The 12,977-nt window shown below is 55.6% G+C and carries 11 protein-coding genes and 1 rRNA gene; 3 read left to right on the forward strand and 9 right to left on the reverse strand.

Going from position 1 to position 12,977, the window contains the following annotated elements; translation table 11 throughout:
- The coding region (locus tag H8699_RS12325) for a hypothetical protein (RefSeq protein WP_249285948.1) at positions 1-212 on the forward strand (212 nt) is incomplete at its 5' end.
- A 137-nt stretch (positions 213-349) separates the two neighbouring features.
- Positions 350-1,153, forward strand: coding sequence for an undecaprenyl-diphosphate phosphatase (locus H8699_RS12330; RefSeq protein WP_249285949.1), 804 nt, complete (start codon positions 350-352; stop codon positions 1,151-1,153).
- 52 nt (positions 1,154-1,205) lie between these two features.
- On the opposite strand, the gene H8699_RS12335 is transcribed toward H8699_RS12330, so the two are convergent.
- The 7 genes from H8699_RS12335 to argS all read right to left on the reverse strand — a co-directional run bounded on the left by H8699_RS12335 (position 1,206) and on the right by argS (position 10,184).
- Positions 1,206-2,072: a hypothetical protein gene (locus tag H8699_RS12335; RefSeq protein ID WP_249285950.1), complete on the reverse strand. Its 867-nt coding sequence runs from the start codon at positions 2,070-2,072 to the stop codon at positions 1,206-1,208.
- A gap of 50 nt (positions 2,073-2,122) precedes the next feature.
- Positions 2,123-3,025 (reverse strand): ABC transporter ATP-binding protein, encoded by a 903-nt coding sequence (locus tag H8699_RS12340; protein WP_138296702.1) that lies wholly within the window; start codon positions 3,023-3,025, stop codon positions 2,123-2,125.
- Positions 3,026-3,030: 5 nt separating this feature from the next.
- Complete coding sequence (locus H8699_RS12345; protein ID WP_249285951.1) at positions 3,031-3,744, reverse strand: ABC transporter ATP-binding protein; 714 nt, start codon at positions 3,742-3,744, stop codon at positions 3,031-3,033.
- A 1-nt stretch (position 3,745) separates the two neighbouring features.
- Positions 3,746-6,556 (reverse strand): ABC transporter permease, encoded by a 2,811-nt coding sequence (locus tag H8699_RS12350; RefSeq protein WP_249285952.1) that lies wholly within the window; start codon positions 6,554-6,556, stop codon positions 3,746-3,748.
- Positions 6,557-6,572: 16 nt separating this feature from the next.
- On the reverse strand, positions 6,573-7,559 hold the full coding sequence (locus tag H8699_RS12355; RefSeq protein ID WP_147519010.1) for an efflux RND transporter periplasmic adaptor subunit: 987 nt from the start codon (positions 7,557-7,559) through the stop codon (positions 6,573-6,575).
- Between the two features lie 352 nt (positions 7,560-7,911).
- A complete protein-coding gene (locus H8699_RS12360; RefSeq protein WP_249285953.1) occupies positions 7,912-8,445 on the reverse strand; it encodes a transcription repressor NadR in 534 nt (177 codons plus the stop codon).
- Between the two features lie 29 nt (positions 8,446-8,474).
- Entirely contained in the window at positions 8,475-10,184 is a 1,710-nt protein-coding gene (gene argS / locus H8699_RS12365) for an arginine--tRNA ligase (RefSeq protein ID WP_249285954.1), read from the reverse strand.
- Between the two features lie 248 nt (positions 10,185-10,432).
- On the opposite strand from argS, the gene H8699_RS12370 reads away from it, so the two are divergent.
- A complete protein-coding gene (locus H8699_RS12370; protein WP_138296700.1) occupies positions 10,433-11,461 on the forward strand; it encodes a zinc-dependent alcohol dehydrogenase family protein in 1,029 nt (342 codons plus the stop codon).
- Positions 11,462-11,513: 52 nt separating this feature from the next.
- On the opposite strand, the gene H8699_RS12375 is transcribed toward H8699_RS12370, so the two are convergent.
- Positions 11,514-12,713: an amidohydrolase family protein gene (locus tag H8699_RS12375; protein ID WP_249285955.1), complete on the reverse strand. Its 1,200-nt coding sequence runs from the start codon at positions 12,711-12,713 to the stop codon at positions 11,514-11,516.
- Positions 12,714-12,863: 150 nt separating this feature from the next.
- A 5S ribosomal RNA gene (rrf, locus tag H8699_RS12380) occupies positions 12,864-12,977 on the reverse strand; the annotation flags it as partial.

Here is a 12,977-nt window from a genome sequence, read left to right on the forward strand (position 1 = left end):
TTCCTTACTTACGTCAGAACTTCTTGCTATTTCGTCTCTTCTCTGTGCAGTTTTCAAAGGTCTTTTCTGCCGCCCTGGGGCCTCCCCCGTGCGACAGCTTACTTAGATTACCACAGGGGCTTATTTGTGTCAAGCCTAAAAATGCAAATTTATTAAACTTTTTTACACAACTGCATTTTTCTCCTTTTGCTGCCAAATTATACGCGCTATAGGCGGGTTTTTCCAGTAATAAGAGCGGCCCGCCATGCGATATAGCTGAAAAAACGAAGAATAGCTTGCGGGAACCTGCCGCGCCCGGTATAATAACAACGAAATGTTACAATTGTTGCAAGAGAGAGGTAGTTCAATTATGGCCATATGGCAAGCCATTCTTCTGGGGTTAGTGCAGGGCTTTACGGCCTTTTTGCCCGTATCCAGCTCTGGCCATCTTTCCTTAATGGAGCACATTTTGGGCACGCCGGAAAGCGGCTCGCTTTTGACGATGATGTTCCACTTAGGGGCGTTGGCCGCCGTCATCGCAGTATTTTGGAAAGATCTGTGGATGCTCGTGCGCCAGCCGCGCCACAAACTGATGTATATGATGTTGATCGCCACCGTTCCGCTTTTGGTTTCCATCCTTTTATTGGGCGGCGTTTTTGCCTCAGCATATCAGCAGAGCAACGTGCAAGGGCTGGTGCTGGCCATCGGCTTTTTGATCACGGGGCTTGCGTTGTTTGCCGCCGGCCAGTTTTTTGACAACGGCGAGAAAAAGCTCAAACAATTTTGTTGGAAGGAGAGCGGCATCATCGGTCTTTCCCAGATCCTGGCCGTGATCCCCGGCATTTCCCGCTTTGGCGCTACCCTTTCCGCAGCCATGGCCAGCGGACTGGAGCGCCCCTTTGCCCTGCGGTTCGCGCTCCTGCTCAGCGCACCTTCTCTGCTGATCTCGGTATTGTGCGAAGGTTTTATGCTGATCGGCAGCGAGGCCGCCCCCACGGTGGACTTCTGGGGGGCGATCATGGGGCTGCTGGCTGCCATGCTGGCCGGCTACGCCGCGATCCGGCTGCTGCTCAAAATTTTAGCCCGGGGTAAACTCCAGTACTTTGCCTATTATCTTGGCGGTCTAACCGTTTTACTACTGCTGGATCAATTCGTTTTCCGCCTTTTCTTTTAAACTTTAAATTATGCAAAGCGGCCCGGCATTAGCCGGGCCGCTTTATTATACGCTATTTCTTTTCCAAACCTTCACCCATAATGTCCGTCTTATTGGGGCTGGAACGTCCCTCCAGGTTGGGGAACCGCCGCTCGATCGCCGCAAAGCCGATTTCGACATCCTCATGCACCTCTTCCGGCGTCAGGCAGCCGACGGTGACCATATCCTGCGGCCGAAGCGTGGCGTAGTTAAACGTGATCCCTACAAACGGAGAGACCCGCCCCGCCGCCATAGATTTAATATTCATGACCGGCTTTTTCGCCTCCCAGATCACCTTGAGGATGTACTCGATCTCTACCTGCATCATATAGCCCACGCAGTTGAAGATCTGGATATAAGTTTCCACATCGTATTCGTTCAGGTCCGAATACAAAATCAACTCCGGCATGTGGGCCGAGAGCCCCGGCAACATCCCCCGTTGGCGGATCATCGACAGGTAATCTGGCAACCGGTCGATGATCTTCTTATTTTTATTGACCAGTTGCTCGGCAGAGCTGTGATGGATCAGGCAAAACTGCGACCCCGCCTTCTGACAAGCTTCAAATGTGGCTTCGGCCTCCCGGCGCGCTTGCGCGTTATCGTCTACATTCACGATGGGCGTGTCGATCCTAATGATTCCCTGCCCCGTCCGGTCCTCAGCCAGCTTGATTCCATCCATCAGCACCGGGTTGGTTGCAATAGGCGCCATGATCGCATCGATCCCATACGTTAAAAACGCACAGATGATGTCCGCAATAGCCTCCTTGCTCCCATTCATGCGGGTGATCTGGTGATCCGCCGCAACCGATGTGTGGCTGTAACCCAATATCCAGTTGGTGCCGATCAACATCCGCGGAAGTGAGATTCCCCCTACTTCCGTTCTCGGAAACTGCTGTGCCATCCCTATTCCTCCTTTATCGCCGCGATAGCAGATACATGCAGCCCGCGGCATTATGCTTCTTTGTGTTGCTCCGTTTCCGCATCCGGCGGCAGCAGGACGACCCGTCCCTCCTCCAGCTCCACGCGCATCTTGTTTTTCCCGCTGACGCCCAGCGCGTCCAGATAATCCCGCGGAATCTGCAGCCGGCCGGCAGGATCGAGTACCGCGTACTCCACCTGCTCCTGCTGCTGGGCGGCCTCCTCCTGTTCCAATTCGCGCATCTCGTCTAAGATCGAGCGGCGGCGGATAAACTCGCTGGACGTGCGCCCATCCCTTATGGCCACCACCCGGTCCACCTGGCGGGAAAGATTCATATCGTGCGTCACGATGATGATGGTCACCCCCAGGGCCCTATTGATATCCCGAAAAATATCCAAAATCGTACTGGCCGTTCTGGAATCAACCGACCCGGTGGGCTCATCGGCCAGTACCAGCCGTGGATCGTTGGCCAGGCTGATGGCGATGGCCACGCGCTGTTGTTCGCCGCCGGAAAGCTGGTTGAGTTTGCTTTTTTTGCGGTGAGAAAGACCCACCATGTCCAGCAGCTCCAGCGCCCGCCCCCGGTCCCGCTTGCCCTTTAAAATCATGGGCAGCTCGATATTCTCCGTCGCCGTCAGGTAGGGGACTAGGTTGCGGGCATTATTTTGCCAGATAAAACCCACGACTTCGCGCTTGTACTTGATGTAATCCTTTTCGGTGAACTTGAGCATATCCCGGTTGTCGATAATCAGCTTGCCGGCCGAGGGCCGGTCCAGCCCGCCCAGCATGTTGAGCAGGGTGGACTTACCACTGCCGGAGTTGCCGATGATCGCCATCAGCTCTCCCTCTTCCACGGCCAAATCCAACCCTTGCAGGGCCACCACTTCGATCTCCTTGGTCTTATAGATCTTAACGAGGTTTTGGCAATCGATCATCAGGCTCATCTTTGCCACCCCCCTCTGGCATTTTCGTTGCGGAAGGCTTCGATCATCTCGCCGTCGGCCAGGGTGATCACCTGGTCGGCGATCTCGCCCATCTGCGGGTCGTGCGAGGTCATCACCACCGTGACGCCCTCCTGCTCCACCAGATTGCAAAGGATGCGCATGACCTGCAAACCCATGCGGGTATCCAGCTCCGCCGTGGGCTCGTCGGCAAAGATCACGCTGGGCCGGTGGCTCAAGGCCCGGGCGATAGCCACGCGCTGCTGCTCGCCGCCGGAAAGTTCGCTGGGCCGGTGGTTCATCCGCTTGCCCAGGCCCACAAAGTTAAGGCATTCTTCTGCCCGCTGCTGCCGCTCTTTCGCGGGATACCCGGAAATACGCAGGGAAAACTCCACATTCTCATAGGCCGACATCAACGAGATCAGCGCTACGGATTGGAAAATATAGCCGATCTCCTTGCGCCTGATCTCGTCGCACGCCCGGTCCGGCAGCGTGGTGATATCCCGGCCGTTAAAGACGATCTGCCCGGCGGTCGGCCGGTCCAGCGTGCTTAAAAGGTTCATCAGGGTGGTCTTGCCCGAGCCGGAGCGGCCTCGGAGCAGGGTGAGCTCCCCAGGCATAATGCTCAGGTTGATATCTCTGAGGGCGTGTACGGTTTCGCTGCCGGTCTGAAAATCCCGGCACAGGCCCTGCGTGGTCATGATCGGTTCCATACTATTCCTCCCCCAGTTTGATCGCCTGGGCGATCTTGATCTTGGATACCAGCACGCCCAGCACCGCAAAGCCGATGGCCAGCACCACGCCCATGATCCCATAGATCTTGAGGTAATCGCTGGACGACATCACCACCGCAAAGGGCGGCACCTGCTGCGCGGAAGCGTAGATCATCTGCAGCAGCGGCACGAACAGCTCGCTGGCCAGCCCGCCGATCACGATGCCCAGCAGGATCGCCACGCCGGAGATCAGCAGCTGCTCGGCCAACAGAAGGCCTATCAGCCGTTTAACAGACAAGCCCATGGCCCGGAAGATACCAAATTGCAGCACGCGGCTCTTGATGGATATGATCCAGTAGATCAAAAAGCCGATGGCCGTGACCAGGATGGTCACGATAAAGCCCAGCGTCAGCGCACCGTTGGTGCCCTGCAGCATAGGGTCGTTTTTAATGGTGACCAGCTGCTGGGTGGTATCCTCAAAGGAGGTGAAGGCCAACCCCTTGGCCTGTACGTCCGCGTAAATCTGTTCCGCATCCGCGCCAGGCGCCCGTTTCATCCACAATTCATAGGGTTCTATGCGCATATTCAGCTCGATGGTACGGTAGTTGGCTACCATAAAGTAGGGGTCCTCATAAGGGTTCAGGCCAGGCCAGTAGTCGATAAAGCCCAACACCACAGCCTGCTGCATATTTTGCTGCGCCCAGCTGTAGTAAATGGTGTCCCCCGCCTGTATGCCCATCTCCTGATAGCCTTTGGAGAGCAGTACGCCTTTGGGATACTCCGTCATCAAATTCAAATAATTGTACCAGTGGGTGGGCAGCAAATTGGTTCTGAACCAGGCTACCTTTCCAAATTCACTGGGTACGATGCTCATGATCGTGGTGCCGGTCTTGTTCTGGTCGCCAAACTTGACCAGCACCTCGCCGTTGCGGTATACCTTGGTCACCGCCTCGATACCCGAGATGCCCTCGTACTGCTCAAAGGGCGGCTCCCGGTAGGTGACGGCCTCGCTGCTCTGGCCCGATGCGGCCAGGCTATCTTCATTGCTTTCCCATTTAGCCATGGCTACGATATCGCAGCCATTTTCATAGCGTATCTGTTCCTCTGCGTTGCGGTTGATGGTGCGGGCCGTATTGGCGCTGAAAATGCCGGTAGCCAGCGTCAAGATCAGAAAGATCATCAAAAATTGCTCCTGGCCGCGGCTGCGCCCCACCTGGATAAAAGAAGCGTACATTACCGGGGACCATATCTTGCGGCCCAGGTAAAAGATCAGTTGGATCACGTAAGGGTAAAGCCGCAATAGCAGCAGCCCCGCGCCCAGCACGAAAAGCGAGGAGATCAGAAACAGCAGCGGATCGATAGGCACATCGCCGCTGGCCGCCCCCGTCAGCTCCAGGATCTGCTGGCGGTTTTGATAGGCGTAGAGCCCGTATCCAGAGATGGCCAGCAACAATACATCCAGAAAATATTTTTTCCAGAAGGCTTTATGCTTGCGCTCACTCTTGCGCCGCTTATGCTCTACGATAGAAACCCGGCAGGACAGCAGCGCCGGGACCAGCATCGTGGCCACCGAGAACAGCGCCGCGTACAACGCGTACAGGTAGACCTTGCCCGTAAGCTCTAATGAAAGCGCCGTGCGCTGTACGAATTCTAAAAAGCCGTTGGCTGCGCCCAACATCCGGCAAAGGCCCAGCCCGATCAACGGCCCGATCAGCATGGCGATGGCCGCCACGATCAGCCCCTCGATCAGGTAACTGTTAAACACCTGGCCCGGGCCTGCGCCCCGGCTGCGCAGCACGGCGATCTCATTTTTCTCATAATCTACGATCAGCTGGGCCACCATGAAGATATAAAAGGCCAGCATCAGCAGGATCGGCACCTGCAAGACCAGCAGGGTGGTGCTCAGCTGGGCGGCCCGCGTGAGGTATTGGCTGAGCAGTTCCACCGTAGGCATGGAGTAGGTAATGCCCATCTCCTTATAGGGCCCCAGCTCGCGCTGGATATTCTGCAGGCCGATCATCACATCGCGCAGGTTGGAAAGGGTGATGGCATGATAGTCCAGCGCGTAATTCCACTGTACGATGGTCAGCAGCGTGGGCTCGCGCTCGATCAACTCCCGCTCCATCAGCTCCCCGTTCATTATAAAGCCGCCCGCGGTGGTGCGCTCCCCGTCATACCAGAACAGTTCGCTGCCCTCCTTCGGCTCGACCACTCCGACCACCTTTACGTAGAGCGGCTCATCTAAATCCATCTGGCTATGGCTCAGCTCATATACCACGTCCAACGGTACATCGTTATCGTTGATCGCCCCTTTAAAGGCCACTACTTCATAGACGCCTTCCGCATCCTTTTGGGCCGCAGGTAAGCGCCCCTGAAGGACATTTACTTGTTCTTCAAAGCCCGGTATACCGTTTAGTTTAAAATAGACTGACTTGGGATTTTCGCTGCGCTGTTCTTTGGGCAGGCCAGTCAAATAATCCAGCCAATAAACGCAGGTCGTATCCGCGCTGGGCAGGCCGATGGCTGGCTCCAGCCGCTCGGTCACTTGACTTTTCAGCGCGTGATAGCCCTCCAGCCGCTCATCCTGGTTGGTAAAACGGCTGGAAAGGTCCGCTTTGATATGCAGTGTGCCCGGGTAATTCCCGAACTCTTCTTGATAGCTCTCCAGATCCTTGATTAGCATGCGCTGCAAAACGCCGTCCGTGTACATGGGTACCGTACTGACCATGGCCACTGCGATGGTGATCCCGATCAGAAGGCACAAGACCATCCAGCGGTTGTTAAGCATCTTGCGCACGACCATTAAAAACATGGCGCGTCCCCCTTATTTATCGCTTAACGATCAGATCCCCTACATTCAGCCCTTCCAGGATCTCATATTCGCCGGTGGTCTCCATCCCGACCTTGACGTCGCGCTCGACTTTAACGCCGTCCTCCATCACGTAAACGTATTGGCGGCCAATATAGGTGTTGACATAGTTCTTGGGCAGGACGATTACATCCTCCTTGCGCTCCAGCACGGCCACTACAGAGGCCGTCTGCCCCTCGCTGACGGTGGCATAATCCAGCCCTTCCACGTCAAAGATCACGATATTGGCCGGCTTGCCATCTTCCTTTTCCGTAGCGTTGCTGGGGCTGGTCACCACCGTGCCCGTATAGCTTTGGTCGTTGACCGTTACCTCCACCGCCATGCCCGGGCGGAAAGAAGTCGCGTCCGACCCTTCAAAGCGCAGCTGCAGCGTGCCATCCTCCTGGATGCGCACCATTTCTTTAAAGGGCTGCACCGCCATCCCCGCCGACAGGTTTTCATCCACTGCCGTGACCTTGCCGTTCATCCCCGAGGTCAGCTGTCCCTGTTTGATCTGGCGCTGCAGGTCGCTTACGGTTTCCTTGGCCAGCGCAACGCTCTTTTGCGCATTGGTGCTGTCCGGCGCCTCATTCAATTCCTTTTGCGCATATTTCAGCTCGATCTGCGCCTTGCGCAGGCTGCTTTTGAGACTTTCCACATCCATCTCGGCCAATACGTCGCCCTTTTTCACCTCATCCCCCAGAGATACGTTAACTTTAGATACGTATCCGCTGATGGGAAAAGAAAGTACGGAAAACTTTGACGACATGAACGACGCCGACACCGAAAGCTTGTTTTCTATCGTTCCCAGCGTCACCTCTTCGGTCTGCACCTCTACCTCTTCGGGCTCGATCAGCGGCGGCGCCAGCGCCTCCTCTTCCTTAGGTAAGAGCAAGCAGCCGTTCACCGTCAGGCAAAGCGATACCAGTACCGCCAGGACTCCAGTTTTTTTAAGCGTTACCCCCATACCGTTCCTCCTTAAATTCACCGCCGGAACGGCTCCCCCCCTTCCCGGCTTGAACTTGGTTATCCCCCGTCTTTTTTCTCCAGGGCTTATATCGTGATTGATTCAATTTTTTTCTACAAATTCCTGCCCTTAAAATTCACAATTTTTTACGACTAAGTTTACTATATTTATTTATGCGGCCGTCAGGCTAAATATCGTACATCCCTGCGCTAAAACCTTTGCGCGGGCTGCAATTATTACGCGTTTTATATCCGTTTCTTTTCATCAGACATCTTTTCATCGTCTCGTGTGATATGCAAAAAACCGCGGAGCCGCTCAGGCCTCCGCGGTTTTCATTCATCATTCTTCTATACTATTGCTCTTCTCCCTGCATCTGCAAGATGCCAGCCTTGGCCAATGCCGCCACGATCTTATCGAGTGCCTCTTCACTGTCTGCCTCGATCATATGCAGATGTAAGCCGCCGGTAATCGCGCTCAATGGTCCGGCGCCGTTTTCCCGCAGGCGGGCGATAAAGCGCCTCACGTCCCGCTCCGTGCCCACCATCAGCATGGCCTTAAATTCTCCATAGACCGGATGCTCCACCGTAACGTCCACCGCACAGCCGCCCAGGCGCACAATGGTCATCAGTTCCTCCACCATTTGCTCTTCCCGCTCGTGCTTACAGCAGATCACCCGGCGCGGACGTTTCAAAAAACTGGCGCGGGGGACGATATACCCAGCCGGCGTGGCCAGAATATCGGCGCCTCCCGCGCGGAGGATCGCGATATCCTGCACGATCACCTGCCGGCTGACCGAGAACGTCGCCGCCAGGGCGCTGGCGGTAATCGCATCCGGCTCCCGGTTCAGGCAGCGCATAATCGCCTGGCGTCGCTGTGCAGCGTTCATCCCCCCAACCTCCTTTGCTTATACCGCTCTTACATCCTTTCCGGCGCTTCAATGCCCAAAAGCCCCAGGCCGATGGCGATCACCTGGCGCACGGCGCGGGTCAACTGCAGCCGCGCCACAGCGGCTTTTTCGTCCTCATCTAAAATGCGGTGTTCATAATAGAACTTATTATAGGCCTTGGCGATCTCTACCGTATGCCGGGTGATCATAGAGGGCTCGTTGCGCAAAGCCGCCTCTTCTACGACCTCCGGGAAGCGCATCAGCAGCATGATGGTCTTTTGGGCTTCCTCATCGGTCAGCTGGTCCCACTGCGTCTGCCCATCCAGCGCATATCCCTGGGCCTTGCGCAGCACGCTGCAGCAACGCGCGTGGGTATATTGCACGTAAGGGCCGGTCTCACCGTCGAAATTCAACGCCCGATCCCACCAAAAATCGATATCCTTAATGCGGCCCGCCTGCATGGCGTTAAAGATCACCGCGCCGATGCCCACCTGGCGCGCGGCCTCGTCCTTATCTTCCAAATTGGGGCTTTTCTCCTCAATGATCGCGCGGGTCTTTTCCACCGCGCGCTCCAGCAGCTCGTCCAGATAGACCACATGCCCTTTCCGGGTGGAAAGGGTCTGGCCCTCAAAGCTGATCATGCCAAAGGCCACGTGCTCCAAGTCCTTGGCCCAGGGATATCCCATCATTTCCACCACTTTAAACCATTGGGCAAAGTGCAGGTTCTGCTGGTAAGCGACCACATACAGGCATTTGTCAAAGTCATAGGTATCCTTGCGGTAGAGCGCCGCCGCGATATCCCGGGTGGCGTACAGCGTGGCCCCATCGCTTTTAAGAATCAGGCAGGGCGGCAGGTTATAGTCCGAAAGATCCACTACCTTGGCGCCCTGGCTCTCGGTAAGCAGTCCCTTGGCCTCCAGCTCGTCGATCACCCGGCCCATTTTGTCGTTATAAAAGCTCTCCCCCGCGTAGGAATCAAAATGCACGCCCAGCAGATCGTAAACCCGCTGCGCGTCCTTAAGCGTCAGCTCCTTAAACCAGTTGAACAGCGATAGCGCCTCTTGATCGCCATCCTCGATCTTTTTAAACCAATACCGCCCTTCATCCTCTAAAGCCGGTTCGTTTTCGGCCTCCTGGTGGAAGCGCACATACAATTCAGAAAGAGCGTCCACGCCGCCCTGTTCCACCTGTTCGCGGGTACCCCAGCGCTTGAACGCCACGATCAGCTTGCCAAACTGGGTGCCCCAGTCCCCCAGGTGGTTGATCCCCACACATTTGTAGCCTAAGTGTTGATATATTTTATACAGGGCGTTGCCCAGTACGGTGGTAGAAAGGTGGCCGATATGAAAGCGCTTGGCGATGTTGATTGAAGAATAATCGATGCAGATCGTCTTGCCTACTCCCTTATCGCTGCCGCCATAGCGCGGCCCGGCCTGCAGCACCTCGCTTACCACTTCGCGGGCGACCATCGCCTTATCTAAAAAGAAATTCAGGTAGCCGCCCACCGTTTCGATCCGCTCTAAGCAAAGCGCCTCCTGCTGCGGGGTAAGCGCATCATGCAACGCCTGGGCGATTACCGGCGGCGCCTTGCGCATGGTCTTGGATAGCTTAAAGCAGGGCAGGGCATAGTCGCCCATCTCCCGCTCCGGCGGCACTTCCAGCCATCCGCACAGCTGCTCGCAGTCCACACCGGTCTCCTTTGCCAAAGCCTGGGCGATGTTCGTCTTAAAATCTACCATATATTACGACCCTTCCTTTGTAGAACGGCCAAATCCGGCCATTTTATACTGTTCTTAAGATAACACAAGCGCCGCAAACAATGCAACAGCGCCAGGCAATTTCTATCGCCCCGCTCCCGCAGACGCCGGAATAATCTTGTCGCCACACACCCTGACCCCGGCATTGCCCCTTGTGCCCCATCGCCGGCTGGTCTATAATATTGCTGTATGGCAACCACTGCCTTAACGTTATTTTTAGGGGGATTATCATGAAAAGCGCTGTTTTTTATGGCAAACACGATGTGCGCATTGAGGAGGCGCCCCAGCCCAAGGTGGGTGCGGATGATGTATTGATCCGCATTGCCGCCTGCGGCGTGTGCGGGACAGATGTGCATATCTTCGAGGGGGACAAGGGCGCGGCCGACGTTACGCCTCCGACCATCCTGGGGCATGAGTTCTCGGGCATTGTCGAAGCGGTGGGCGATAACGTCAAAGATATCGCCGTAGGCGACAAGGTGTGCGTGGACCCGAACGATACCTGTGGGGAATGCTACTATTGCCGTAATGGCATCGCCCATTTTTGCGAGCATATGACCGGGATCGGCACCACGACGGATGGTGGCTTCGCCCAGTACTGCAGCGTGCATAAAAAACAGGTCTATAAACTCCTGCCGGAGGCTTCGCTGGTCGCCTGCGCCATGGCGGAGCCGGTAGCCTGCTGCCTGCACGGCTTTGATATGTGCGATGTGCAGCCCGGCAGCGTCGTCATGGTCATCGGCGGCGGCATGATCGGTCTGATCATGGTACAGCTGGCAAAAATTGCAGGCGCGCATAAGGTGATCCTGCTCGAGCCCGTCGCCGTAAAACGCGAGATGGGTGCCAAGTTGGGTGCGGATCTCTGCATCGATCCGCTAAGCGAGGATGTAAAAGCGGTGCTGGCCGCCCATCATGTGGGGCGCATCAATGCGGTGATCGAGTGCGCGGGCCTCAAGTCCACTATCGCCCAGGCGATTGACCTTGCCGGCAAACAATCCACCGTGATGATGTTCGGGCTGACCAAGCCGGATGACGAAGTGCCCATCAAGCCCTTTGAAATCTTCCAAAAGGAAGTGGTACTCAAAGCTTCCTATATTAATCCCTACACGCAAACGCGCGCGGTGGATTTGATCCAGTCCGGCAAGATCGACGTTACCTCCATGGTTGCGGAGGTCTGCTCGCTGGAGAAACTGAAAGAGGTGCTGGCCGATCCTGCGCTGCGCGCCAAGGGCAAGTATATCGTAGATCCCTGGATGGCTTAAACGAATATGCATATAAAAAAGCCCCGCCACGGCGGGGCTTTTTCTTTTTCCCTTAAAGATCAAACAGCGCTTTAGCGTTTTTATAGAGGATATTGACCCCCAAACGTTTGGCATAGGCCATATCAAAGCGCCCTTCATCCACAAGCTCGCCCAGCGCCCTAGCCAGGCAATACCGCCCGGCCAGCACCGCCCCGTAGCTCTCCTCTGAGGTCCAGGTATCGCAGCCCCACAGGATCCGCTCCGCATCCGTGACCTCCAGCGCCTCCTTGATAAAGGCTATTGCGCGGGTGGTGGAGATGATCGGCAGCCAGCACAAATCCACATAAACGTTGTTAAAGTTGTGCGCCAGCGCCAGAATATCGTCCGTCCAGGGGAAGGAGCCGTGGAAAAGGTCGAACTGGACGGAGGGATATTCTTCGATCAAATTACACAGCGCCATGGCGTTTGTCCCCTTCAGTGAGGCAAGGCCGGTATGGATCTGCACTGGCAATCCCAACTCCGCGGCCAATTCCAGCAGCTTATGCATGACATAGTCCTGGAAAGCGCGCACATCCTCTGCCGCTGCCTGAGGATTTAAAAACGCCTTAACGGCAAGCGTCTTTTCCCGGTTGTCAAAGTGAAGATCGCGCTCATAGGCCATGCCGACCTTAAGGGCGATCACCCCGCCCGAAGATACACATTGACGGATATATCCCTTCATCTCCGCGATGTATTCCGTCAGCGACATTTTCTCCCGAAAGCGGATATAATCATATGCACTCACGCCGTCATGGCTGCGCAGCGCAGGATCGTACCCATTAAAGAAGGCGTCGCAGCGCAGGGTCGGGGCAAAGAGATCGGGGTGCCCGTTGTCCGAGCCTGGATCGTCGTATTTATCCAAGATCACGCGCGCATAGCCGCACTGGTTCTTCAGGATATCCAAATGGTGCTCGCCCGATTGATAAGCCTGGCGAATCGCTTCGTCATAAGCATCCCAGCTCTCCAGCGATAGCGGAACCCCAACAGAATAGATATCCTCAATCGCACGCACCAGCCAGGTCGCATAGCTATTACAGCGGTATTTTTCCAAAAATTTCCGGCGCGCAGCCTCCCCATCCTCCAGAAAATCGTTCATGATCCAATTCACGTAAGTCCTAGAGATGATCTTAAATAATGAAATATCACCGAACTCATGATCTTTTAAATGATGCGAGTGCGTACTGTTGATCGGACAGTTGGCAAAGTATTGCAACAACTCGTTCTGTGTCGTCATCGTTCTTCCCCCCATGCGGCAATATATTACTGAAACTATACACCATTATACCATTGCGTCTGGCGGGAATACAAGGCGGCTCTGCCTTTAGAGAAAAGCAGTAGTAAAAAAAAGGAACAGCACTGCTCAAGCGCAGCGCTGTTCCATAACATCCGGCAGCGTCCTACTCTCCCGGGCCGTCACCAGCCAAGTACCATCGGCGCTGAAGGGCTTAACTTCTGTGTTCGGTATGGGAACAGGTGGTTCCCCTTCGCCATCGCCACC

The organism is Luoshenia tenuis, assembly GCF_014384745.1.
GTDB lineage: Bacteria > Bacillota > Clostridia > Christensenellales.